23 protein-coding genes and 1 riboswitch are annotated in these 23,393 nt (G+C 68.8%); of the genes, 10 read left to right on the top strand and 13 right to left on the bottom strand.

Annotated features, from left to right (window positions below; translation table 11 throughout):
- Positions 1-75 precede the first annotated feature (75 nt).
- Together ABT340_RS09100 and ABT340_RS09095 are read right to left on the bottom strand one after the other, a co-directional pair.
- Positions 76-987, bottom strand: a complete 912-nt coding sequence (locus ABT340_RS09100; RefSeq protein WP_352010146.1) for a helix-turn-helix domain-containing protein — start codon at positions 985-987, stop codon at positions 76-78.
- A 49-nt stretch (positions 988-1,036) separates the two neighbouring features.
- Complete coding sequence (locus ABT340_RS09095) at positions 1,037-1,285, bottom strand: hypothetical protein (RefSeq protein ID WP_352010145.1); 249 nt, start codon at positions 1,283-1,285, stop codon at positions 1,037-1,039.
- A gap of 482 nt (positions 1,286-1,767) precedes the next feature.
- Here ABT340_RS09095 and ABT340_RS09090 point away from each other — a divergent pair, with 482 nt between their 5' ends.
- The 4 genes from ABT340_RS09090 to ABT340_RS09075 all read left to right on the top strand — a co-directional run bounded on the left by ABT340_RS09090 (position 1,768) and on the right by ABT340_RS09075 (position 7,772).
- Complete coding sequence (locus ABT340_RS09090) at positions 1,768-2,250, top strand: DUF2690 domain-containing protein (protein ID WP_352010177.1); 483 nt, start codon at positions 1,768-1,770, stop codon at positions 2,248-2,250.
- A gap of 328 nt (positions 2,251-2,578) precedes the next feature.
- Positions 2,579-6,223 carry a GDSL-type esterase/lipase family protein gene (locus tag ABT340_RS09085; protein WP_352010144.1) on the top strand — a complete coding sequence of 1,215 codons (3,645 nt, stop codon included), beginning with the start codon at positions 2,579-2,581 and terminating at the stop codon, positions 6,221-6,223.
- Between the two features lie 739 nt (positions 6,224-6,962).
- Positions 6,963-7,376: a hypothetical protein gene (locus ABT340_RS09080; protein WP_352010143.1), complete on the top strand. Its 414-nt coding sequence runs from the start codon at positions 6,963-6,965 to the stop codon at positions 7,374-7,376.
- Between the two features lie 180 nt (positions 7,377-7,556).
- On the top strand, positions 7,557-7,772 hold the full coding sequence (locus ABT340_RS09075; protein ID WP_352010142.1) for a hypothetical protein: 216 nt from the start codon (positions 7,557-7,559) through the stop codon (positions 7,770-7,772).
- A gap of 243 nt (positions 7,773-8,015) precedes the next feature.
- Here the strand turns inward: ABT340_RS09075 and ABT340_RS09070 are convergent, their stop codons facing one another.
- The 7 genes from ABT340_RS09070 to ABT340_RS09040 all read right to left on the bottom strand — a co-directional run bounded on the left by ABT340_RS09070 (position 8,016) and on the right by ABT340_RS09040 (position 12,383).
- Positions 8,016-9,242 (bottom strand): outer membrane protein assembly factor BamB family protein, encoded by a 1,227-nt coding sequence (locus ABT340_RS09070; RefSeq protein ID WP_352010141.1) that lies wholly within the window; start codon positions 9,240-9,242, stop codon positions 8,016-8,018.
- Positions 9,243-9,763: 521 nt separating this feature from the next.
- Positions 9,764-10,483 (bottom strand): AAA family ATPase, encoded by a 720-nt coding sequence (locus ABT340_RS09065; protein WP_352010140.1) that lies wholly within the window; start codon positions 10,481-10,483, stop codon positions 9,764-9,766.
- 61 nt (positions 10,484-10,544) lie between these two features.
- Entirely contained in the window at positions 10,545-10,763 is a 219-nt protein-coding gene (locus tag ABT340_RS09060) for a BldC family transcriptional regulator (protein ID WP_352010139.1), read from the bottom strand.
- 13 nt (positions 10,764-10,776) lie between these two features.
- A complete protein-coding gene (locus ABT340_RS09055) occupies positions 10,777-11,010 on the bottom strand; it encodes a hypothetical protein (RefSeq protein ID WP_352010138.1) in 234 nt (77 codons plus the stop codon).
- A 415-nt stretch (positions 11,011-11,425) separates the two neighbouring features.
- A complete protein-coding gene (locus ABT340_RS09050) occupies positions 11,426-11,716 on the bottom strand; it encodes a hypothetical protein (RefSeq protein WP_352010137.1) in 291 nt (96 codons plus the stop codon).
- A gap of 59 nt (positions 11,717-11,775) precedes the next feature.
- Positions 11,776-12,171, bottom strand: coding sequence for a hypothetical protein (locus ABT340_RS09045; RefSeq protein ID WP_352010136.1), 396 nt, complete (start codon positions 12,169-12,171; stop codon positions 11,776-11,778).
- Positions 12,168-12,383: a hypothetical protein gene (locus ABT340_RS09040; protein WP_352010135.1), complete on the bottom strand. Its 216-nt coding sequence runs from the start codon at positions 12,381-12,383 to the stop codon at positions 12,168-12,170. The genes ABT340_RS09045 and ABT340_RS09040 overlap by 4 nt, the downstream gene beginning before the upstream one ends.
- A gap of 524 nt (positions 12,384-12,907) precedes the next feature.
- Between ABT340_RS09040 and ABT340_RS09035 the strand changes: the two genes are divergently transcribed.
- The 3 genes from ABT340_RS09035 (at position 12,908) to ABT340_RS09025 (ending at position 15,581) form a co-directional block, all read left to right on the top strand.
- Complete coding sequence (locus tag ABT340_RS09035; protein WP_352010134.1) at positions 12,908-14,377, top strand: NsdA family TPR-like regulatory protein; 1,470 nt, start codon at positions 12,908-12,910, stop codon at positions 14,375-14,377.
- Positions 14,378-14,534: 157 nt separating this feature from the next.
- Positions 14,535-14,900: a hypothetical protein gene (locus ABT340_RS09030; RefSeq protein ID WP_352010133.1), complete on the top strand. Its 366-nt coding sequence runs from the start codon at positions 14,535-14,537 to the stop codon at positions 14,898-14,900.
- Between the two features lie 108 nt (positions 14,901-15,008).
- On the top strand, positions 15,009-15,581 hold the full coding sequence (locus ABT340_RS09025) for a hypothetical protein (RefSeq protein ID WP_352010132.1): 573 nt from the start codon (positions 15,009-15,011) through the stop codon (positions 15,579-15,581).
- A gap of 39 nt (positions 15,582-15,620) precedes the next feature.
- Here ABT340_RS09025 and ABT340_RS09020 read toward each other — a convergent pair whose 3' ends face one another.
- Both ABT340_RS09020 and ABT340_RS09015 read right to left on the bottom strand, forming a co-directional pair.
- A complete protein-coding gene (locus tag ABT340_RS09020) occupies positions 15,621-16,553 on the bottom strand; it encodes a GlxA family transcriptional regulator (protein ID WP_352010131.1) in 933 nt (310 codons plus the stop codon).
- A gap of 12 nt (positions 16,554-16,565) precedes the next feature.
- The gene (locus tag ABT340_RS09015; protein ID WP_352010130.1) at positions 16,566-17,150 is read right to left on the bottom strand and encodes a cysteine hydrolase family protein; all 585 of its coding nucleotides are present in this window, start codon (positions 17,148-17,150) and stop codon (positions 16,566-16,568) included.
- Between the two features lie 208 nt (positions 17,151-17,358).
- A riboswitch (TPP riboswitch) is annotated at positions 17,359-17,470 on the top strand.
- Between ABT340_RS09015 and thiC the strand changes: the two genes are divergently transcribed.
- Positions 17,465-19,156, top strand: coding sequence for a phosphomethylpyrimidine synthase ThiC (thiC, locus tag ABT340_RS09010; RefSeq protein WP_352010129.1), 1,692 nt, complete (start codon positions 17,465-17,467; stop codon positions 19,154-19,156). (Overlaps the previous riboswitch by 6 nt.)
- An 87-nt stretch (positions 19,157-19,243) precedes the next feature.
- Positions 19,244-19,600, top strand: coding sequence for a DUF5335 family protein (locus ABT340_RS09005; RefSeq protein WP_352010128.1), 357 nt, complete (start codon positions 19,244-19,246; stop codon positions 19,598-19,600).
- A 119-nt stretch (positions 19,601-19,719) separates the two neighbouring features.
- On the opposite strand, the gene ABT340_RS09000 is transcribed toward ABT340_RS09005, so the two are convergent.
- Entirely contained in the window at positions 19,720-20,418 is a 699-nt protein-coding gene (locus tag ABT340_RS09000; RefSeq protein WP_352010127.1) for a response regulator, read from the bottom strand.
- Positions 20,415-21,755, bottom strand: coding sequence for a sensor histidine kinase (locus tag ABT340_RS08995; RefSeq protein WP_352010126.1), 1,341 nt, complete (start codon positions 21,753-21,755; stop codon positions 20,415-20,417). Before ABT340_RS08995 ends, ABT340_RS09000 begins: the two co-directional genes overlap by 4 nt.
- 225 nt (positions 21,756-21,980) lie before the next feature.
- Here ABT340_RS08995 and ABT340_RS08990 point away from each other — a divergent pair, with 225 nt between their 5' ends.
- On the top strand, positions 21,981-23,372 hold the full coding sequence (locus ABT340_RS08990) for an alpha/beta hydrolase family protein (protein WP_352010125.1): 1,392 nt from the start codon (positions 21,981-21,983) through the stop codon (positions 23,370-23,372).
- Positions 23,373-23,393 lie beyond the last annotated feature (21 nt).

Here is a 23,393-nt window from a genome sequence, read left to right as displayed (position 1 = left end):
GGCGGCGTCAACGCTGAGCAGGAGCCCGGCCGCGGCGGCCGGCTGAGCCCCGAACGTGCCCGCGCTGCCCGTGTGTCACCGCTTCACGCAGATGGTCTCCACTACCTCAGAGGCGTTCGAATCGATGGTGATCTGTCCACGGGCCTTCACGCATCCCTTGTCGGTGCGGAGCATTCCCGCCCAGTGCTGATCCCTGAGGAAAGCCTCGTCGACACGGCTGGCGGTGCTGTCGTCCGGACGGAACGTCTCCAGCCGGATCCGGATGCCCTGCGACGAGTTGTTGATCAGAGAACCGTAGGGGTTCAGCCGGGCCCAGGCCGAGACGCACTTCTGTGAGTATCTGAGCTCCAGGGTGCCGTAAGCCACCGAGCCGAGCCACACCTCCTGGCCGACCGCCGTCACCGCATCCGGGCAGCCCGCTCGCTTGGGATCGGCGCCGTCAACCAAGGCTTGGCCGAGTTTGTCGGGGGGTGGCAGAACGTTGGACGCGTTGGCCCAGTTCATGGAGGGGGGGCCGTCCGGCCAGACGACCAGTGCGACGGTCGTGCCGACGGTGAGGAGGGTGGCGGCGCCCAGCGTCATCAGCCAGGACCGTCTTCCACGTCCCGCTGGTCGCTGCGGCGCATCTTCGGCCGGTGGCGGTGTCTCCTCGGGAGGCGTCTCTTTGGGAGACGGCGTTGTCGGGGAGGGGGTTGAGATGTGTTCGGCGGTGGTCGGAGGTCTTTGCTGATTCTCGATGGCGTGCCAGCGCTGTTGCCATTCCTCGACATCGCCGCCGCAGGCCGTCACATAGGCAAGGGTCAGGTCCAGGGTGGGGAGCGCGTTCCCGGCTGCGGCACGGGCGAGTGCGGCGGCCGAGTAATGGGCGTGTTCGGCGAGCTTGCGGTAGGACGGGCTGCCGGCCTTCTCCCTCAGTCTCCGCAGGTCGAAGGCGAAAGCCTGCAGGGGCCCCGCTTCAGGGTCCAAGGGCTTCTCAGGACGAGCCATCCGCAGAGCTCTCCTCGTTGTCTACATGTTGTCTCGATGATCACACATGCTAGGCGAATGTCCAATAGATGATCATGGCGGATACGGCTAGACGGTCGTTTGTGGTGCGATGGGGTGAGCTAACACCAAACTCCACTTGATCACCGAATCCCGAGGCATACCACTCACCCCGCACCTGACCGGCGGCGACATCGCGGACCGCACCGCCTTCGACGCGGTCATGGCCGCCTTCCGGATGCGCCGCCGCACCGGCCTGCCCCGCACCCGCCCCGATCGCCTGCCGGGCGACAAGGGCCACTCCTCCAAGAGACCCGTTTGCGCCTGCGACGGCGCGGCATCCAGGCGGTCATTCCCGAGCGAAGAGACCAGATCGCCAATCGCAGAGCAAGGGCAGCCGGGGTGGCCGTCCTCGACCTCGTGGAACGGTGTTTCGCCAAGCTCAAGCGGTGGTGAGTCATCGCCACGCGCTTCGACAAGCTCGCCGACCGCCACCTCGCGGGCGTCACCCTGGCATCCGTCATGCGCTGGCGCCGCCATTCCGAATTGTCAGACAGGCCCTGGGCGACAACCGAGTAGATCTCCACAATCGCGCCCGGCCGTCCATCGCGTTGTCTCCACGTTGTCTAGCGACATCCACACGCTGGGCGACAACCGCGTGGAACACCACGATCTGATCGACGCACCCGAAGCCCGACACCACCGTCGAGCGGATGGTGCTTTCGAAAGGAGCGGCTCATGTCACGGCGAGGTGTCTCACTCGCACTCAAACTGTTCGGGGTGATGCTGGCGGGGTCGGTGGCCATGACCTCCGGGCCGGCGTTCGCGTTGGACGACCCCTCGGGACGGCGCGCGGCCGGAAGCGATGCCGCCTGCTACGCCAACCCTTCGGAGGCGACGTGCGACAACACCGACCCGGAGGTGTCCGGGTGCGGCAAGGACGCGTTCACGGTGTCGCAGGCCTACCTCTGGCACCACACCGAGGGCGGGACGCCCACCGTCCAGGAGAACGCCGTCGTCGAACTGCGGTATTCGCCGCATTGCGGAACGAACTGGTCGAAAGTCAGAGTCTTCGACGGTGCGGCGTCCGTACAGGTTCACCTCTGTCGGGACGGCTTCAACACCTGTACTGATCTGTACACCGTATACGGCAGCACTCTCGCCTTTTCCGATCAGCTCTACGCCCGCAACGTCACCGCGACCGCATACGGCGCGTGCTGCTGGGGGAACGGAGCCGGTCCGGCCTGGGCCGAGGTGTCCGGCTGACCGGATAAGGATGCAGCCGGTCGTCGACATTCGTAGCACGTGACGGTGTGACCGGGGACTTCTGCGATGCTCCCCGTTCACACCGCATGCCGGTGAAAAACACCGGCGAACAATCGCACGCCTGGCCGACCGTTCACTCGCGCGTGCCTGTACGACCGACCCATCCGACCGTGAGTTCTCGTCGCACCGCGGCTCATCCCGCAATCCCCGCACTCGCCCAAGCGCACGGTGGAAACTCATGTCCCCACAGTCATTTCGCCCACTTCGGCGTCGGTCGTCCAGACAGCGAAGGCTGCCGACGCCGTTGCTCCTCTTAGCCGTTCCCCTCATGCTCGTCACGTCGGCTCCGGCGGCCACCGCCGTCCCGTCGTACGGCCCCCAGCAGGCACACCACTCATCGGCCCCGAACGTCGCCAGGCATTCGCCCGTCGATCGGCAGGCGCTGGGACCGGGCCGCAAGAAGCTCCTCTCGTCGCCACCTGCCGCCGGCTCCGGGGACGTCATCGTGGCGGCAGCCGCGGACAAGGACGGATACCACCTGTTCACGGCACACTCCAGCCAGAGCTGGCGCTGGCGCCCGCTCGCCTCGTTGCAGCCGGGCGGGTACTCGGGCGAACCCTGGATCGGTAACCACTGCCTGACCGGAGACGGCAAATCAATTGTCGCCGTCGTGGCCCCCTGGCACGCGAACAACAGCCCCGGCGGCCTGGGCCACGGCGGCCTGGCCTATGCGGTGGACATCGCCACCGGCAAGGTGCGTCCGCTGGCCGCGAAGATGGCACTGACCTACTTCAACCCAGGCTGCGGCGCCGGAGACGACGTCGCTCTCACCCGGTTCACCGGAGCGGAGAGCGGCCGGACAACGGTGCTGACCGCCCAAGCCAGTACGGGGAACACGCGTACGGTCGGCGAGGTGCCCCAGCAGCTCACCGCGGCCGTGCCGGTGAGCGACGGCGTCTACGCAGCCCGCGGCGACCATGTGGTGCGCCTGAACGGTGACAGGGCGCAGGAGGTGTTCTCCGTACCGGGCCAGGCGTTCCGATTGACACCGGCCGCCGGAGGCAGGGGCCTGGACCTGCTGGTGGCCCAGGCGGATCGCAAGGCCCAGGTATGGCACTGGAACGGGAGGAGCAAGAGCGCCCATGAGGTCGCCGAGGGCGGCCTGGCCGATCTGCGCCTGCTCCCCGGCAGGAACGGCCGCAACCGTATCGTGGGCGCCGCGGAGAATCGCCAGGCGGCAGAGACCGAACCGGTCGGCGTTCCCGCCGGAACCTGGATCGAGACAGGTTCGCTTGACGGGACGGCGCTGCTCGGCGCCACTGTCAGTGGCGTGGACGGCCGGCGTCTTCTGGACGGGCAGGGTCGTACTCTGACGCCCGATCTTCCCAAGGAGCGAGTCCGTCCCTACACCAAGCTCCCACCAGCGCCGGACCGGCGGAAGGCTGTGCGAAGCAGTGGCACCAAGGCGCTCGCCGCCGACGAGCCGGTGTGCGCGGTGCCGCGCAACGACATCTTCAACCAGGTGCCGCAGCCCAGTTACCAGCAGGTGGAATGGGCCGCCAACCGCGCCGGGCGCGGCACTCTGGTCGGGGTCGGGGGAGGCGCCCTGCGGCCGGGAGGCGCTTTCAACCTGTCGCAGCCCGGATATTCACCGAGCCGGGACTTCCCGTTGCCCGCTCCCTTCGGCACGAACGGTGACCACATCCCTCGCGAGGTGATCAGCGCGGTGTTCGCGCAGGAGACGAACTGGGCGCAGGCGAGCTGGCACGTGCGCCCCGGGCTGTCCGGCAACCCGCTGATCGCGGACTACTACGGATCACGTGCCAGCGAGTACATCGACTACTCCCAAGCCGACTGCGGCTACGGGCTGGGCCAGATCACCGACCTCATGCGCATGGGCGCCACCGGTCAGCCCAGCGGCCTCCAGCGTAAGATCGCCGTGGACTACGCCGAGAACGCGGCCGCCGCAGCGCAGGTGCTGGCGCGGAAATGGAACCAGCTCGGCGCGGCCGGCATCACCGTCGACGCCGGCAACCCCGGCAGCCTGGAGAACTGGTATTTCGCCGTGTGGGCGTACAACAGCGGTGTGAACCCCCAGGGCAGTACCGGCAACACCTCGGGGTGCACGCCGGGTCCCGGTTGCACCGATGCGGACGGCAACTGGGGTATGGGGTGGACCAACAATCCGGCCAACCCCAACTACGATCCCCAGCGGCACCCGTTCCTGCATGTCGGCGTCGAGGGCGCGGCGGTGCGCACGTTCGACGACGCTCGTCATCCGCAGGACTGGCCCTACCAAGAAAAGATCTTCGGCTGGATGGAGAGCGGCCAGCAGGACCTCTACGACGGAGGGTTGAAGTTCGAGGGCACCTACGACTACGCCACCCAGACGGGCGCCCTGCTGGCGCTACCCAACCTGTTCGCCATGTGCGACCAGACCAGCTCCTGCGACTCGCAGGTGCTGAATCCGCTGCCGCATGCGGGAATCTGCCAGCGCGCCGACTATCACTGCTGGTGGCATCGCCCCATCATCGTCTGTGTGGTCGTCCTGTGCCACGGAGGCACCGATACCGTCGCCGACAACGCGCCGGAGCCCTCGGCCCTCAATCCCTCGCCGCCCGTATGCGGTCGTCTGGAGAGCGGCCTTCCTCCGGACACGGTCATCGTGGACAACCAGGCGGCGGGGGTCAACCTCGTCGGCTGCTCCCGCCCCGACTGGACCAACGGTGGGCGTTTCTCCGTCGCTCGCGGGATCAGCGAGCCGGGCGGCCCCGACGGCAACGACGTCGATTGGCACCAGCTCGGTGTCGGGTTCGGCGGGCACGCGTGGTTCACCCACACGTACCTCAATGGTGTGCCCGCGCAATGGTCGGTCGAGGCGACCTGGCAACCCGACAACCTGGCACGGGGTCGCTATCGGGTCTACGCGTTCGTTCCGAGTGACGGCGCTTGGGCTATGGCGAGGTATGTCATCCACAACGGCAGGGGTGCCACCTGGGCGAAGGATGTGAACCAGGAGCTTCACCCGAACTCGTGGACGTCGCTCGGTACGTACTGGCTCGGCTCGGGGGCGAAGGTCACGCTGAACAACATCACGAGCAACGGCTTCGAGGAAGGCGACGACATAGGATTCGACGCCGTGGCCTTCGCCCCCGTTTCCGCCCCGGGCACGCTGCGACTGCTGGGCGACTCCTTTTCCGCAGGCGAGGGCACACTCACGTACGACCTGGAGACCAATACCAGCGAGAACAAATGCCACCGCTCCGGGCTGTCGTGGCAGCGGCGCTTCCAGAGCGGCAGCAGCGCCTACCACGACATCGACTGGCGGCAGGTCGCCTGCAGCGGCGCCCTTCTTGCCGACTACGAGCAGCCCAATCACTCCGGCAACAAGGGGGAAGGTCCACAGCGCGACGTGCTTGACACGGACACCGGCATGGTCATGCTGACCCTCGGCGGAAACGACGCCGGGTTCGCCCGCGTCCTCGCCAACTGCGTCCTGAACAGATGGACCAGCGACTGCCGCAACAAGTACACCGAGACAGGCACCGGCGTGGACCTGGTGCTGCGTGACATCCTTGACCTGCAGCCCAAGCTCAGTGAATTCTTCACTGATTTGCGGCGCCGCGCCCCCGACGCCGAGATCAACGTACTGACCTATCCGGTCTTCTTCGTCGAGCACGACAGCGAACGCCGACAGGGGTGCATAGATGACGGTGTTTTCAGCGAGGGTGATCGACAGTGGTTCAACTACCTCACTCGCCAGATGGACGCCCTCATCGTGAGAGAGGCCACGAGGGCAGGTGTCAACGCCATCGACATGAGCGATGTTCTCAAGGGCCACGAGCTGTGCACGGATCAGAGCTGGATGACGGGGATCCTGGACACGTTGAGCAAGCAGGAATGGGTGCATCCGAACAGGCTCGGCCACCAGGCCATGTACGACAGGGTACGAGCCACCCTGCAGACTCCCTGAGAGCCTCCGGGATGCCAGAGCACGTCTGGCGTTCATGAACGGCCGACGTCGCCGGCCATGACACGAAGACCTCCAGCAGAGCGCTGGGGGTCTTCATGCGTGCGCTGCCAGGACCGGATGACGTTGGCGCTCCGGTGGAGGGCGGGTGGTCACGCCGTACTGGGTGGACGCGCCGGTCAGATCGCCGATCCGTGGCCATTCTCGCTCGGGCCTGCGGCTTTCCGCGGAGACGGACAGCCTGATACAGGCGATGCTGAGCGTGGCTCGTGGCCTGTGGTTCTCGACCCGGACTCGGGTCGGCCGCCGCGTCGAACACGGCCTGATCGGAGAAGTCGGACCGCTTGAGGGTGCCCACGGCCCTGAGCGGCGCGGCGGCCCTGTCGTTCTCGGGCAGGCCGCCGTACTCCTGCTCGACGAGGGTCATCGGCCGCAGAGGCGATCGCCTCCACCCGGAGCTGGAAGCTGCGTCTGACCAGGCGGTCACGTAGGCGAGGAGTGGTTCCAGGGTGGCGGGCGCGCTGCCCGTCGCCAGTCGCTGCGGCGCACGGCTTGGTGCGTGGAGTGGTCGTGGGCGGCTCGGCCGTCCATCTCGTTGTCTCCACGTTGTCTCGCGGCATCCACACGCTGGGCGACAACCGCGCGGAACACCAGAATCGCCAATCGACGCACCCGAAGCCCCGCACCACACGTCGGGCGAACGGTGCCTTGAAGAGGTTCACGCGTCAGATGGAGTACCACAGTGCGTATCAGATCGCTGGTCATGATGGCGGGGCTGCTGCTGGCAGTCGCCCCCATCCCTGCCGCCGCCCAGGCGCAGCCCACCGCGACCACCCGCTTGTCGACCGTCGCCGGCACCGTCTTCGGCGGCTCCGAAGCCTTCGTGGCCGTACGGGCACGGCCCGAGAAGGGAGCCAAGGACGGCCCCTATATCCAGGGCGGCACGCGTGTCGAGGTCGAGTGCTACGTCGACGGTGGCTCGAATGTCTCCGGTTGGTTCCACCCGTCCAACCCCTACTGGGACAAGGTCGCCGTGTACGGCCCCGGAAGCTCTCCGGGCAAGCCGTTCGCCAGAGGATGGATGGCCGACGTCTGGGTGAACACCAATGGTGACATCACCAAGCAGTCCCAGCCCTGCTGGGGTACGGGCGGCTGACCGAGGCCCACTCGTTCCCTGACCGGGTCGAGGCGGCACTCGGCCTCCGGCAGGAAGCCGGACCGAGCGCCGCCACGCCTCAACCCGCCCCCGTGCGGGCCCTGAGCCGTGCCGAACGGGCAGGCCGCCAGATCCCCCCTCCCGCGGTCTGCCCGGTCCGGAAGCGATGGGACACGCCCTGTGCCTACTGGACGAGCGCCGATGCTCACCGCGCCCATGGGCGGCATGAAGTCCTCCGGCCTGGGTCGTCGTCACGGCTCCGAGGGCCTGCTGAAGTTCACCGAGGCGCAGACCATGGCCAGTCAGGCCTCCTGGCTCGGCTTCGAACCCATCCTCGGGATGACCTACGACAAATACGTCGACACCCTGACGAGCCTCCTGAAGACCGTCAAGTAGGCGGTCTTCACGCGCCGGGCCGTCAGTCCCGCAGGGCGTGGCGCAGGTCTCCTCGGCGCGGCTCACGACATGGCCGTCCGAGCTCGTCAGCGGTGTCAGGCGTTGCCCCGGTAAGGCGTTGCCTGCCGGGGAGCGGACTTTCCGGTCAACGCCCAGCGGTTGACGGTCTGTTCGAGAACGGTAGGTCGTGCGGTGGCACTGCCGCAGCTGTCGCCGGTCGGCGGAGGAAACGGCCGGTCGGCCTCATCCCGTCGCCGCTCTCACGGCATGTAACTTGTCGCCGCCGGTGGAGATGTACACGACACCGTCGGCCACCACCGGCCTGTGGATCCCGCCGCCGGTTTCGTAGGTCCAGCGTCGCTCGCCGGTGGCCGCGTCCAGGGCGCGCACCACGCTCTCGCCGTCATCGTCGAGATACACCACCCCTTCGGCCACCACCGAATCATCGGGGTAGTAGTCGCCATCGGAAACCTCGTAGGTCCAGCGTCGCTCGCCGGTCACCGCGTCGAGGGCGCGCATGTCGCCCTCGACGTCGCGGACGTACACGACACCGCCGACCGGCGTCACACTGACGTAGGGGCCGCTGGTTTCGGAGATCCAGCGCTGTTCGCCGGTCGCCGCGTCCAGGGCGTACACCCTGGCGCCGCCGACGTACACGACACCGTCGGCCACCATCGGACGGACGTAGAGGCCGAGGCCGATCTCACGGGTCCAGCGTTGTTCGCCGGTGGTCGTGTCCAGTGCGTACACCCTGCCTGTCTCGTCGCTGAAGTACAGGGTGTCGCCGGTCGCCGTCGGGCTGAAGTCGACCCTGGCGCGGTTACGGGTGTCGTGGGTCCAGCGTTGCTTGCCGGTGGCCGCGTCCAGGGCGTACACCCTGCCCGCTCCGTCGCCGACGTACACGGCATCCCCGGCCACCACCGGCCTGAAGCCACCGCCGCCGGTTCCACGGGCCCAGCGTTGTTCGCCGGTGGTCGTGTCCAGTGCGTACACCCTGCCTGTCTCGTCGCTGAAGTACAGGGTGTCGCCGGTCGCCGTCGGGCTGAAGCCGACTCTGGCGCGGTTACGGGTGTCGTGGGTCCAGCGCCGCTCGCCGGTCACCGCGTCCAGGGCGTACATCCTGCCGTCATCGGTGGTGTACACGACACCCTCGGCCACCACAGGATCGGAATAGCCGACCGCTGAAGGCACACCGGGAAGGTCGTGGGTCCAGCGCGGCTCGCCGGTGGCCGCGTCCAGGGCGTACATCCTGTCCTCGCCGAGTTCGCCGCCGAGGACGTACACCACACCGTCGGCCACCGCCGGAGCGGAGGCCCTGTAGCCGATGTCGTAGGTCCAGGAAGGGGTCATGGTCACGGTCGTCGTCACCGTCCGCCACACGAACCCTGAGACGACGACCAGAGCGCCGATCGCCAGCCCTGTGACCGCCCGCCGCCATCCGCTCCACCGACGCCCGCCTGCACTCTTCATCTCCCGGACCTCACCGCTATCTCTTCTCGGGGGTGCTCGCACGCCTGGAGCCGGCTCTGGCTTCGCGCCCGGCGCGAAGGCTCCGAACGACGCTATGGGCGGGCGCTGGAGAACGGCTTGTCGATCACTGGGACGGTCGTGTTCGTCGACGGACGCCGACCACCGACCCCCTGCGGTTGCGGCGAATTCGACTCCCCAGGTCGGTTGTCCCTTGGTCGGCGACTCCCGCGACGGTTCCGGTGGGAATCCCCAGTCAGGGTGAGCACCTCGGCCGTGAAGAACAGGTTGGCCACGACCTGGTCGAACGGGATGTCCCCCATCTCGTCGATGACGATCGGCTTGTCAGGACACCCTCTAAGCCGAGAAGAGATGGTTCGTTTCTCTGCTTCCCCGTATCACTCGGCTGTCCGATTCTGTCTGAACGAGAGGGTTTCCTGTTGAGCGCTCTGATCGAAAACGGTCGTGTTTTCCGGGAGCCTGGATCGCCGGTGTGCTGAAGCCCGCGTAAGTGGCGACCCGGGTCACTCCAAGGCGTACCGCAGGTAGAGGTCCGGCCTGGCGAGGAACCGGCGCCAGTGGTCGACCACCTGGAGCCGGTCCCACTCGGTCTCCCGGATGCCGTCGTCGCCGAGTTCCAGGACCCGCGCGCCCGGAAGACTGGAGAGGACGGGCGAGTGGGTGGCGCAGATGATCTGCCCGCCCTCCCCGGCCACCCGGTTCATCAACGCCATCAGCCGCAGGCAGGAGGAGAAAGACAACGCCGCCTCGGGCTCGTCCATCAGATAGAGCCCGGGACCGGAGACCATCCGCTCCAGGACGGTGAAGAACCCCTCCCCGTGGGACTGCTGGGTGAGGTCCTGCTCCCAGAAGCCGTACCGGCCTGACACGTTCTGCCCCAGGTTGAACAGTGTCTCAGCCCGGAGGAAGAACACCCGCCGCTTCAGCCTCGGCCCGTGGATGAGCCGCAGTCCCTTCGAGGTCAGCTCGGCGTCGAGCACCTCCCCGAGCGGTGTGGCGGGCCCGGTGCTGGAGTACATGGTGCCCGCCTTGCCGCCCTCCGAGTTGACCCGGCACACATCGGCGACGGCCTCGACGAGAGTCGACTTGCCCGAGCCGTTCTCTCCGACGAGGAAGGTGACCGGCGTGGTCACCTCAAGCCCGTTCTCAACAAGGTGCCTGACGGCGGGTACGGCCCCCGCCCACCCCTCAGGAACCCGCCTGACGGCCAACCGGGTGAGCAACAAGGTCGTCCCCTCTCCTCGACGCGGCTCACGATACGGCCGTCCGGGCAGGTCAGCGGTGTCAGGCGTTGAGAAGGGCGTTGATGTCGCTCTCCCGGTAGCGGCGTTGCCTGCTGGGGGTGCGGACGGAGGGGATCTTCCCGGTGAGGGCCCAGCGGTTGACGGTCTTGGGGTCCACGCCGAAGATGCGGGCCACCTCGCCGGGGGTGAGAAGCCGTTCGGTGGTGTCCGGTCCGGTGGCGAAGGTGCCGTCCGGGGCGACGGCCTTGAGTGGGGACATGGAGGGCTCTCCTTCAGTGGCGGCTTCGGCGGAGGATCTCGTCATGCCGGGCCAGGGCCCTGGCGAGGCGGCGCAGGGACGTACGGCCGAGCATGTCGCGGGCCCCTGCTTCGCGCTGGTGGAGGCGCAGTGGTTCGTAGCGGATGGCCCACCACCGGGGCAGGCCGGGCAGGTGGAGGTACTCGTACCGCCAGCCGGGGTGGGCGCTGATCAGCAGGTCGATCAGTCGTCGCTCGTCGTCGGTCATGGTCGTCCTGGTGAGGAGGCGGGTTTCGCTCGGCCCGTCATCGTTCGGGTGGGGTTTCCGATCACTCGAACCGTGAGGTCCAGGCGTCTTCGTTCATCCGGGCCATGAGGCCGGAGCCTTCACCCGGCCGGGACTCCCGATCGTCCGGGCCGGGACTTCTGATCGTCCGGGTCGAGTGGAGCGGTGACGCGAGGGCGGGTGCCCGGCCCGGAGCCGGGGAGCACGGGCCGGGCACCCTGGAGGAGGACCGGCCCCACATACGCGGGGCCGGTGCGCCAGACGGTTCCCCTTCCCCAACGCGCATGGGAGCCGTCTCGCGAGGGTGTGCGGCCCAGGTCCCTCCCACCTGAGCCGCACGTTCATGGGTACGGCGAGCGACGGGTGGGATGACGTTCCACCGCCCGCCGTACCGGCTTCAGGAGCGCAGAAGTCTGCGTAACGTCGTGGACCGACCCGGCATGACGGCCCGGGAGCCCCGGGCGGTTCGAGCCCGCAGGGCGCGGGCGACGGCGACGGCCTGGATGCTCGGCGGCACCGCCGGAGACACCTGGGCGCTCAACTTACGGTCCAGTTCCTCGGCGGACTCGGCCCGCACCAACAGCACCGCCCCGGGGTACGGCCTGCCGGACAGGACACTCCGATAGGCGCTCCACAGCCCGGACTGCGCGCTGTGAAAGACCAGCCAGTCCGGATGAGCCGCTTGCACGGAGTTACAGGCTCGATCGGAAAACTCAGAAACTTGACGAGGTGCCCAGGACGGGAACATCATGCCGCCCTCCCGTCCGGTGAACGCCGACCACCGGTGGACGCCGTCTCCTCAACGACCGCCACCCCGGAAGGCTCACCCCGCCTGAGGGAAACCTCCGCGCGAACCGGCATCGGGGAGGGCCGGGACGCGGTCGCCGTGAGCCGGATCGCCCGGATCATCTCCGCATCCCGCATCCGCTCCTCCAACCCCTCACCGGTGATGTCCTCGACGACCACCGGCCGAGGGTTGTCCCAACCCGCCATGGCGTAGAAGCGGCGATGTCCCAGGCTGTAGAGGACGGTCCAGTCCGCCCACGACTGGTTGATCCGTTCAGCCTCAGCGCGGGCCGGGCCGTCCCACACCCGCCGATACACCGGCGCGTACGGCAGGCCGTCCCGATGACGCCCCGTCACGGGGTCACCCCCGCAACGGCGTCGCGGGCCTTCTCCTCCTGCTTGGCCACGGCCTCGCGGACCTCCTCGAAGGTGTCGGCGTCCACCGCCGGCTCCGCCCCGGCCCGCAACGCCGTACGCGGAAACGCACGGTTGCGAACGGCCCAGAACCGCCCGGCATCACTGATGATCAGCCGCCACCCCGGGATCTCCGGGGTAGAGGGAACGGGCATGTCGTTGTGCATGAAACGGGCCTCCACGGTTCAGGAAGGAACGGCGGGTAGGAAAACGCGATACGGAGCGAATGGCGAAAGTTGTTGTTCGCTGAACCTTGGGCGTCGTTACGCTTGGAGCGCTATCTCGATTCCGGGGAAACGGATGATCTCCTGCTGGGCCTCGCCGGAGCGGCGCTGCCCGATTCGGAGGCACGGTGGCTCGGCGTCAGCTCCCTGGGGGCGAGAGCTGCGAGGAACGGTCCTGGTGCGGCCAGGTTGGTCGTACGGCTCGGTGGGGAGAACATTGCGTCGAGTCGTTGCCGACGGTCGTCTGGTCGGGTAGGCAGCGGCGATCATTCGTCTCTCCGGGCGAAGGCGGTGAACACCCTGTACGGAACATCGAAACGAAGCGCTTTCCCACCCCGGAGAAGGGGGAGCGGTGAAACTCGAAATTCCCCACAACAAGGGGAGTACGAAGAGCCGTCAACGGCGTACGGTCGATTCTGGTTTGTTCACCCATAAAGAAAAGGGGACATACCCGAATGGAAGCCGCAAGTGGTCGCCGCCAGGTTAGGGAACTGCGCCGGATACTGCAACAGCACGGAGCTCCGACCCGGCAGATCGCGGCGGTGATAGCCGAACGGTTCGGCGTTACTCCGCTGATGGCCTTCCGGCACGCCACCGGCCTCACCCAGGCCGAGGTGGCCGAGCTGTACAACAGGAAATGGCCCAGCGACCCTCCCAAGACCTTCAAACAGATCTCCTACTGGGAGTGCTGGCAGGGCCCCGGCTCCGAGTCGTCCGCCTCCGCCCGGCCGCCCTCCTACGAGGACCTGGTACGGCTGGCGAGCCTGTACAGGTGCCTGATCGACGACCTTCTTCTCGGCCCGCACCGGAAGCTGCCACTGCCGCCCCCGGAAATCGGGGAACTACTGGCCGACGTCCTGTCGATAGTGGAAAGCGACGGCTACCCTGGAAAAGCCGATGACGCCACGGTCATCACTTTTGATGTCCCGACCGGCGAAGGGACTGTCGCCGTGAAACTTTCCCGTCGTGAATTCACCGAACTACTGGCCGCGGGCGGACTGGCGGCCCTGGTCCCCGGCGCTGCTTCAGCCGAACCATTGACGGCCACCGGCACGACGTACTACCGGCATGTCCTGAACGCCCATCAGGCGGGTCACCACCTTCTACCTCCGGCCGCGCACCTCTCCGTGCTTCAGCGGGAGCTACGCGGCATCGAAAAGGCCCGCCAGGAGGTCCCCGGTGTCGCACGGAAGGAACTGCGGCGGATCCAAAGCGAGTACGCCGAGCACATCAGCTGGCTCCTGCGCGAGAGCGCGGACCTGAACGGCTGCCAGCAGTGGGCCAACCGCGCCGCCACCTGGGCCATGGAAGCAGGAGACACCTCCATGGCCGCCTACATGATGATCCGCTCGGCGAGCCTGGCTCTCGACAAGGGCGACCACGCCCGGGTGATCGACCTCACCACGGCCGCCCGCAACGCCTCCTGGAGGATCCCGCCGGTCCTGCGCGGTGTCGCGCAGGCCTACGAGGCGCGTGGGCACGCGCTCACCGGCACGGTGGCCGCCGCCCAGCTCGACGAGGCGACCGAGCTGATAACCACGGGACGCTCCGAGACCGACCCGCCCTACCTGAGGTTCTTCACCGGCGACTTCGCCGACATGCAGCGGGCCACCTGCTACGTGGACGCGGGCGAACCCGGACGGGCGATCACCATCCTGCAAAGCAAGATCACCACCATGCCGGCCGCTCACCGCAGAGACCGCGCCGTCTACCTGACCCGGCTGGGCGCCGCCCACGCCGCCGCCAGGGAACCGGACGCCGCGGCCTTCGCGGGACTTGGTGCCCTGGCCGACGCACGCAGATCTTCCTCCGAACACGTCATGGCCGAACTCGACCAACTCGCCGACACCCTGATGAGACAGTGGCCGAGACAACCGCAGGTGCGCCACTTCCAGGAGGAGTTGCACACCGCGCGAGCGGTCTGACCGCCATTCCCATCGTGGTCAGAACCAAGAAGGCCTGGCCGTGTGAGCAACACCGCCGTACGGGTCCGCTTGGCACGACCTGTTGTCGTGTGACGACGCAGTGCGCTCTGGAAGGACACCTGGTTGTCCGGTTCCGTCTGAACGAGAGGAGTTCTCGATGAGTGCCACGGCTGAGAACGGTCGTGTTTTTCGGGAGGCTTGGATCGCCGGTGTTCTGAAGCATTTTCCCGGTGAGCCGAAGCCCGGTTACGTCACCCCGTGGGACCAGACCCCCGAGTGGGAGCGTGAGGCCGCCGCGGCGGTCTACGGGCAGGTGGCCGAGTTCATCAGGGTCAGCGGCGGGAACACCGGCAAGCTCACCCGTGAGCAGAAGGGGCGCTTCGTGGCCCTCTGCTGGATCGCCCAGATCCACAAGCACATCCCCGACCCCAAGCCGTCCTACGTCGCCGACTGGGACGACCTCCCCGAATGGCAGCGCCAGACCGACGCCGACATCTTCGAACGCATCGAGCTGGAGTCCTGACAGCCGGGCACAATGGACCCAGGCGACGCGCAGGTCGCGCAGCCGAACATCTGCGGATGGAGGCGGCCGTCCGCCTCCAGTAAAAGGGCCTCTAGAAGGATCTGTCTGTTGAGCCTGTCGCGAGCGATGCCTGCGGAGAGCCAGTGGGATCTTCTGGAGGAGCATCTTCTGAACAGCCGCTTCGATGTGGCCTGGATCGACACGGAGGAAATCGGTGAAGCCGCGGAGCGTTTCTGGGTGGATCCGGGCTCTGGAGTTCCCTGCGATCTCGATACCGCGTTCGACCTGATTGAGAACGACGGGCAGGAGACTCTGGTCTGGATCGGGACGCACTCCCCGGGCTGGTCTGTCGCGGTCACCATGAACAGGGGTTTCACGTTGTCCGAAGAAGCGAGCACGGGAGGAAGGGGCGTTCTCGCCCACTGGCACATGGCCGGCCTGTATGAGCTCGCCGACGAGGGGATGGTCTACTACCACGACGGGGAGCACATGGGCAGGGTGGGCGAGGAGGCGTTCCGGGATCACGCGCTGGATCTGGACCTGGACGGCGCCGGATTCCGGGAGCAGGTGGAGTACTACCTCATCCTGGCGGGGCGGATCACGGGCCGGTTCCTCGACCGGGAGTGGTTCGCGGCGTCGCGCGTTCTCTATCGTGTCCCCGGCGACGCCTGGTCTCGCTGATCGAGTCCTGTCCAGGTGGGTGTGCACGCCGGGACGGGATCAGCGGCGGAACCCCACGCTTCGGCGGCCCGCCGAGGGCGTCGTACGGGCGCGTAGCCTGCGGAGCATGCGGGCGTCGGCGAAGCCCACGGCGCGGGCGGCGGTCTCGACGGTGGCTCCGCGACCGAGGAGGTGTTCGGCGCGTTCCAGGCGCAGGGCGGTCTGGTAGGCCAGGGGGGTGAGTCCGGTCGCCCTGCTGAACAGCCGGGTCACGGTCCGTTCGCTGCATCCGGCGGCCTCGGCCAGCAGGCTCAGCGGCAGCCGTTCGGTGAACCGGACCTCGATCAGGTCCTGGACGCGGTGGACCGTCTCGTCCACGTGCGAGCGACGGCGCAACAGCGGACTGACCTGCTCCGCCGTACCGTCGCGGTGGGTGTGGACGAGCATGGCGCGGGCCACCTGCCCCGCGACGTACGGCCCGTGCCGGGTGGTCACCAGGTGCAGTGCCATGTCGGTTCCGCTGGCCACGCCCGCCGAGGTGACGATCCGGTCGTCCTCGACGTACAGCGTGTCCCTGACGACCGTCGTCCGGGGGTGGAGGCGGGCGAGTTCGTCCTGGACGGCGTGGTGGGTCGTACAGCGGCGGCCGTCGAGCAGCCCGGCGCGGCCCAGCGCGTCGGCGCCCGCGCACACGCTGGCGACCGTACCGCCGGACGCGTGGTGTTCGCGCAGGTGGCGCAGGGTTTTCTGACTCGCGGGGCGGGTCGGGCCGCGCCAGCCCGGCACGATGACCAGATCGTCGGGCGTCAGGGTCGGCCAGCCGGTCTCCGCCCGCAGGGGCAGCCCCTGGACGGTGGCGACCTCGTCGTCCTCGGCGACGTAGGTGAGCGTGTACGGGTGCCCGAGGTCGTCGGCGGTGGAGAAGACCTGGGCGGGCCCGGCCACGTCGAGGAGGTGCACCCGCGGGATGAGCAGGAAGACGACCCTCGGCATGACCGGCACCTCCTAGTTTCCGGTGAGCTGGTCCACGGTTCTGATGGTGGCGAAACGGCCCGACAGAGCGTATTCGGTGCGGGCGATGATCTCGTCGACGCCGAGTGTGCGCGGGTGCCGTACGAGTTCGGCGAAGGACAGGTCGTCCGGGGCGGTGCGGTGCGGGATCGGCGTGGTAGCGGTGGCGTCGATGGCGAAGTCGACCTCGAAGCCCAGGTCGGAGGCTATGCGGGTGGTGGTCTCGCAGCACTGCTCGGTGCGGATTCCGCAGATGGTCAGCTTCCTGATGCCGCGCTGGGTGAGGTACTGCTGGAGGTTGGTGGTGGTGAAGGCGTTGTGCGCGGTCTTGGTGAGGACCGGCTCCCCGGGAAGGGGCTCGACGCCGTCCATCAGACGGACGAACCCCCGGGCCGGGTCGAAGACGGAGCCCGATCCCGGGCGTGAGCCGAGGACCCACACGACCGTGTCCCCGGCGGCCCTGGCGGCCGTGGCGAGGCGGTTGACCTGGGGGACGATGTCGGGTCGTGAGGTGTACCGCCAGTCGGGGAGCTGGAGGAAGGAGTTCTGGACGTCGATGACGATGAGAGCGCCGGTCATGCCCTCAGCCTGGCGACGCGGGGGTCCGGGCTGAAGGCATCACCTGGTCGGCCTGCGGACCGATCCGGTCAGGGGCCTCACCCGCACGCCGTACCCAAGGCAGCCCGTACCGTGTCGCTAAAAATAGCCACAAGAGGCCAGAAGGTAGCTCCAAAGGGGTGAATGGGGCATCATTGGGGCGCGAACTGAGATCATCTCAGTTCGGCACGTATGCCAACGCGGGAGCTCGGGGCAACCGGGCTGAGAGGGCAGCTACCGCCGCTGCCGACCGCTGAACCTGACCGGGTAATGCCGGCGTAGGGAGAAGTTGTCCTATGGTGCCACCTGCCCAGAAGGCTGCCCAGAATGTCCAGAACGCAAGGAAGATCTACCTCACCGGTTCGCGGCCGGACATCCGCGTGCCGATGCGCGAGGTGCCGCTGACCGACGGGTCGTCCGTCGTCCTGTACGACACCTCGGGTCCGTACACCGATCCGGAGTACGACGCCGACCCGGCCAAGGGCCTGCCGCCGCTCAGGTCGGCCTGGCGGCGGACCGGGGAGACGCTCGCCTGCGGCGGGACGGAGTCCTGCGGCGGAACGCTGCCCAAGCCGGTACGGCACACGCAGCTGGCCCGCGCCAGACGCGGGGAGATCACACCGGAGATGGAGTTCGTCGCGCTGCGCGAGGGCGTGGCCGCGGAGTTCGTCCGCGACGAGATCGCCAGAGGCCGGGCCGTACTGCCGGTGAACGTCAATCATCCGGAGAGCGAGCCGATGATCATCGGCCGGAACTTCCTGGTGAAGGTCAACGCCAACATCGGCAACTCGGCCGTCTCCTCCTCGATCGAGGAGGAGGTGGAGAAGATGCGCTGGGCCACCCGCTGGGGGGCCGACACGATCATGGACCTGTCCACCGGGAAACGGATCCACGAGACCCGCGAGTGGATCCTGCGCAACTCCCCGGTGCCGGTCGGCACGGTGCCGATCTACCAGGCGCTGGAGAAGGTCGGCGGCAAACCGGAGGCCCTGTCGTGGGAGGTCTTCCGCGAGACGGTGATCGAGCAGTGCGAGCAGGGCGTCGACTACATGACCGTGCACGCGGGGGTACGGCTGGCCTATGTGCCGCTGACCGCCAACCGCAAGACGGGCATCGTCTCCCGGGGCGGCTCGATCCTGGCGGCCTGGTGCCTGGCCCACCACGCGGAGAACTTCATCTACACCAACTTCGCGGAGCTGTGCGAGATCCTCGCCGCCTACGACGTGACCTTCTCCCTCGGCGACGGGCTGCGGCCCGGATCGATCTACGACGCCAACGACGAGGCGCAGTTCGCCGAGCTGCGCACCCTGGGGGAGCTGACCCACGTCGCCTGGGAACACGACTGCCAGGTCATGATCGAGGGGCCGGGCCACGTGCCCATGCACAAGATCAAGGAGAACGTCGACCTGCAGATGGAGCTGTGCTCGGAGGCCCCCTTCTACACGCTGGGGCCGCTGACCACGGACATCGCGCCGGGCTACGACCACATCACCTCGGCCATCGGCGCGGCGATGATCGGCTGGTACGGCACGGCGATGCTGTGCTACGTCACCCCGAAGGAGCACCTGGGCCTGCCGGACCGTGACGACGTCAAGGCCGGGGTGATCGCCTACAAGATCGCGGCCCACGCCGCGGACCTGGCCAAGGGCCACCCCGGGGCGCAGGCCTGGGACGACGCGCTGTCACAGGCCCGTTTCGAGTTCCGGTGGGAGGACCAGTTCAACCTCTCCCTCGACCCGGAGACCGCCCGCTCCTTCCACGACGAGACCATGCCCGCCGCCCCGGCGAAGACCGCGCACTTCTGCTCCATGTGCGGTCCGCACTTCTGCTCCATGCGGATCACCCAGGACGTGCGGGCCTACGCCGAACGCAACGGCCTGACCGACACCGAGGCCATCGAGGCGGGGATGCGGGCCAAGGCCGAGGAGTTCCGCAAGGAGGGCGGCAAGGTCTACCTCCCCATGCCCTCACCCCCGGGCGAGGAGTAGACCCGTCCGTTCGTGGGATGTGGCGCGGCCGGGAGCCGACGAGCATGGACAGAGGCGGTTGTCGTTTCCGACGAGAGGGGCTGGCAGATGGCTCAGGAACGACCCGAGGTGCCGCGCGAGGAGTGGCGCCCGTTCTTGGACGGCCTGACGAGACAGTACGAGGGCTCGGACGTGACCATCGAGGTGCTGGACGCCTCGGCCGGTGACCTCTACCAGGCGGAGAAGCTCCCCCTGGCCTACATCGAGTACGACGACAAGGACGACATCTTCTCCGTGGGCGTCGGAGGACGCGATCCGCGTTACCCGGTCGTGCTCCGCCACGGCATCGAACACCCGAGGCGGATCCTGGCCGACACCGTCTCGCCGGAAACGCCACGGGTCTTCGACGTCGTGGACGGGGAGGGCACCCAGACGATCATCACCATCCACCGGCACGCCGCGTGACCTGGTCCGGCCCCGCCGTCGTCGCGGGGCCGGACCGGAGCCGGTACGGCGGCGCCCTTCCCCGGCTCGCGCCGCCGTACCCTCGAAGGCTCGCCCCTGCGTACCCCTCGGGCCGGAGCTCAGGCGTGGCCGCCGGGGGAGATCAGGCCGGTCTCGTAGGCCAGCACGACGGCCTGGACCCGGTCACGCAGCCCCAGCTTGGACAGGATGCGCGCGACGTGCGTCTTGACCGTCGTCGTGCTGAGGGTGAGCCGCTCGGCGAGTTCGGCGTTGCTCAGCCCGGTGGCGAGCAGGCGCAGCACCTCAAGCTCCCGTGGCGTCAGCTCGGACAGGTCACGGTGCGGGGTGTCGGTCCCCGCCTCCTCCCGGCGGGCGAAACGCTCGACCAGGCGGCGGGTGATGGACGGCGCGAGCAGGGCGTCCCCGGTGCGCACCAGCCGTACGGCCGCGACCAGGTGCTCCGGGGTGACGTCCTTGAGCAGGAAGCCGCTGGCCCCCGCGGCGAGGGCCGCGTAGACGTAGTGGTCGAGGTCGTAGGTGGTCAGGATGATCACCCGGGTCTCCTGGGACTCCTCGGCCATGAGCCGCCGGGTGGCCTCAAGGCCGTCCATCTGCGGCATCCGGATGTCCATGAGCACCACGTCGGGGCTGGTCCGCCGTACGGCCTCGATCGCCTCGGCCCCGTCGGCGGCCTCGCCGACGACCTCGGCGCCGTCGGCGGTGAGGATCATCCGGAAACCGGTGCGGACCAGAGCCTGGTCGTCGGCGATGACGACACGCGGCGGCCGGTCGACGGCCCACTCGGGGGGCCGGTTCACGAGGTCGTCCTGGGCAGGCGGGCGACGAGACGGTAGCCACGGCCCCGAGGGCCCGCCTCCAGGCTTCCGCCGTACAGGGCCAGCCGTTCACGCAGGCCGATCAGGCCCCGGCCGTCGCCGGTCCTGGAGAGGGCCGGACGTGCGGCTCCGGTGTCGGTGACCTCGATCCTCAGCCAGTCGCCGTCGTGGCCGATCACGACGGACGCCGCCGCGCCGGAGGCGTGCTTGATCGTGTTGGTCAGGGCCTCCTGGACGACGCGGTAGGCGGCCAGGTCGATCCCGGGGGGCAGCGGCCCGGGAGGCGACGACAGCGTGACGTCCACCGGCGTCCCCGCGGCGCGGACCCGTTCGACCAGGGTGTCCAGCCGGTCGAGGCCCGGCTGTGGTTCGAGACCCTCACCGGGGTCGGCGTAGCGTCCCCCGGCGGGCCCCGCGAGCAGGCCCATGACGTGCCGCAGCTCGGCCAGGGCGGTCCTGCCGCTCGCCTCGATCGCGAGCATGGCCTCCCGGGACATTCCGGGATCGGCCGCCATCACCTTGCGCGCGGCACCGGCCTGGATCACCATCACGCTCACATTGTGGGTCACGACGTCGTGGAGTTCTCCGGCGATGCGGGCGCGTTCGGCCTCGACGGCCCTGCGGGTGGTCTCCTCCTGGGCCTGGCGCAGCTCCTCGATCCTGCGTCTGCTCGCCCTGAGCCGCTGCCGCCAGACATGGACGAGGCTCGCGACGATCCCGGCCCCCAGCAGCAGGACCGAGGGGCCGAACCAGCCGGGCAACCGTGGGGCGACGCCCTCGAAGGCGGCCCCGGCCAGTACGGCGGCCAGCAGCAGACCGGCCACCGCGGCCACCCGGTTACGGCTGTGCGCGACGGCGCTGTAGGCCGCGACGGCGCAGGCCAGCACGGTGATCCAGGTCGCCCCCGCGTAGGTGACCAGCGCGGCGGTCAGCACCGTCCAGAAGACGGCCAGCGGAAAGCGGCGCCGCAACGCCAGCGGCAGCGCCGTCAGCACCACCAGGACCACCGGAGGCTCGTAGTCCCAGGACCAGGCGTCCTCGTCGTAGATCTCGCTGGTGGGTGGCATGACGGTCAGGGTGCCGCTGCCCAGCCCGTCGGGACGCAGCCGCAGAACCCCGACCAGGGGCTGCGGGCCGCCGTGGTCGTCACGGTTCCCACCGGGGAGGTTCACCGCCGCGATCACCGCGAGGGCGGTCAGCGCGACCGCCAGCAGCACGTCGACGACGATCGACCGGCGTGACGGTGTGACGGGCTCTCCCGCCGGTCGCAGTACCTCAAGCGCGTACCGTTTCCATGATCGTCGTCCTTCTGCCACCACCCGCCCATTGTGACCTCCACCACCCGGCCCCCACATCCGCCGGGAAGACCAGGCTTACCTTCCCGGGAAGTACACCGCGCGGACGACGGGGGAAATCGGTCGTTTTCTGGGCGTATCCAATATCGGTGTGATGGCCGACGCGCGGGGGAACCGGTGGCGCCTACCTTTCCGTCATCCGGCCGTCCTGACAGGGCGGCCGTCCCGACGGGGAAGGACGGACATCACATGGACAACGAACCCAGGCGGTACGGCGCCTTAGGGCGGGCACCGGGGACGGGAGGGCGGGCCGTACGGGGTGGCCTGGCCGTCGCCGCCGGCCTGCTGGCCCTTCTCGTCCCGCTGACCCCGGCCTCCGCCTCCGGCGGCGCTCCGGCGCCCGCCACCCTCGGTGACGGCGCTCCTCCGGCGGCCGCCGCACCGGGTTCCGGCACCGGGTCGAGCGCCACCCCGGCGCCCTCAGGTTCCGGCGATCCGGCGTCCGAGAACTCCAAGGCTTCCGGCCCCGGCACGACTCCGGAGCCCGCCGTGACCGGAACCGGGGACGTTCCGGTCACGGCGGCGCGGCTGCCCGCGCCGACCGGGCCGCATCCGGTCGGCACCGTCTCCCTCTACCTGAAGGACACCTCCCGGCCCGACCCGTGGGTTCCGTCCGTGAAGGTCAGGGAGCTGATGGTCTCCCTGTGGTACCCGGCGGCGCCGAGGCACGGACGGCGGGCGCCGTACATGACGCCGCAGGAGTCGGAGGCGCTGCTCAAGGGGGAGGGGCTCACCGACCTGCCGCCCGGTGTCCTCGCCGAGACGCGGACCAGCGCCGTCCTCGGGGCCCGGCCGGTGGGGCGTAGGCACGGGTCACCGCTGGTGGTGCTCTCCCCGGGCTTCATCAGGTCGCGCAAGACCCTCACGGGCCTGGCCGAGGAGCTGGCGAGCCGGGGATACGTGGTGGCCGGGATCGACCACACCTACGAGAGCCGGGGCACGAGCTTCCCCGACGGGCGGCTCGCCACCTGTGTCGCGTGCGAGGTCGACCACGAGAAGGGCTTCGGGGAGAAGGCCGTGGCCGTACGGGCGGCCGACGTCTCCTTCGTGCTCGACGAGCTGACCGGTCCCCGTCCGAAGTGGGCGGGCGCCTCCCTGATCGACCCCGGCAGGATCGCGATGGCGGGTCACTCACTGGGCGGCGCGAGCTCCCTGGCGGCGATGCTGAAGGACGGCCGGGTGAAGGCCGGGATCGACATGGACGGCACCACCTACGCCCCGATCCCGCCGGAGGGGATCGCGCGGCCGTTCATGTTCCTGGCCTCGCCGGAACACACCCCGGGAGGCGGGAGCCCGGCGTGGGACCGCGACTGGGGGCTCATGACCGGCTGGAAGCGCTGGCTCACCGTGGCCGGGGCCCAGCACTCCTCCTTCACCGACCTCATCTCGCTGGCCGACCAGCTCGGCGTCCCGCACGAGGGCGAGCTGTCGGGTGACCGCTCCATGAAGATCACCCGGGACTACGTCCTCGCCTTCCTCGACCGGCACCTGCGTGGCAGGTCACGACCCCTGCTGGACGGGCCCTCCGCCCGCTATCCCGAGGTCGGGCACTGCTCCCCGCCCCGGAGCACCTGCTCCTAGGGTCCGGAGCTTCCCAGGGTC

The sequence above is a fragment of the Streptosporangium sp. NPDC000239 genome (assembly GCF_040300765.1).
Lineage (GTDB): Bacteria > Actinomycetota > Actinomycetes > Streptosporangiales > Streptosporangiaceae > Streptosporangium.
The sequence above is the reverse complement of the archived record's forward strand: the minus strand, read 5'-3'. Positions and strand labels throughout refer to the sequence as shown.

Coding starts and splice junctions, on each gene's coding strand:
- ABT340_RS09100 (WP_352010146.1), bottom strand. CDS start 987: ATGGCTCGTCCTGAGAAGCCCTTGGACCCTGAAGCGGGGCCCCTGCAG.
- ABT340_RS09090 (WP_352010177.1), top strand. CDS start 1,768: ATGCTGGCGGGGTCGGTGGCCATGACCTCCGGGCCGGCGTTCGCGTTG.
- ABT340_RS09085 (WP_352010144.1), top strand. CDS start 2,579: ATGCTCGTCACGTCGGCTCCGGCGGCCACCGCCGTCCCGTCGTACGGC.
- ABT340_RS09070 (WP_352010141.1), bottom strand. CDS start 9,242: ATGAAGAGTGCAGGCGGGCGTCGGTGGAGCGGATGGCGGCGGGCGGTC.
- ABT340_RS09060 (WP_352010139.1), bottom strand. CDS start 10,763: ATGTCCCCACTCAAGGCCGTCGCCCCGGACGGCACCTTCGCCACCGGA.
- ABT340_RS09055 (WP_352010138.1), bottom strand. CDS start 11,010: ATGACCGACGACGAGCGACGACTGATCGACCTGCTGATCAGCGCCCAC.
- ABT340_RS09040 (WP_352010135.1), bottom strand. CDS start 12,383: ATGCCCGTTCCCTCTACCCCGGAGATCCCGGGGTGGCGGCTGATCATC.
- ABT340_RS09035 (WP_352010134.1), top strand. CDS start 12,908: ATGGAAGCCGCAAGTGGTCGCCGCCAGGTTAGGGAACTGCGCCGGATA.
- ABT340_RS09030 (WP_352010133.1), top strand. CDS start 14,535: ATGAGTGCCACGGCTGAGAACGGTCGTGTTTTTCGGGAGGCTTGGATC.
- ABT340_RS09020 (WP_352010131.1), bottom strand. CDS start 16,553: ATGCCGAGGGTCGTCTTCCTGCTCATCCCGCGGGTGCACCTCCTCGAC.
- ABT340_RS09015 (WP_352010130.1), bottom strand. CDS start 17,150: ATGACCGGCGCTCTCATCGTCATCGACGTCCAGAACTCCTTCCTCCAG.
- thiC (WP_352010129.1), top strand. CDS start 17,465: ATGGTGCCACCTGCCCAGAAGGCTGCCCAGAATGTCCAGAACGCAAGG.
- ABT340_RS09005 (WP_352010128.1), top strand. CDS start 19,244: ATGGCTCAGGAACGACCCGAGGTGCCGCGCGAGGAGTGGCGCCCGTTC.
- ABT340_RS08990 (WP_352010125.1), top strand. CDS start 21,981: ATGGACAACGAACCCAGGCGGTACGGCGCCTTAGGGCGGGCACCGGGG.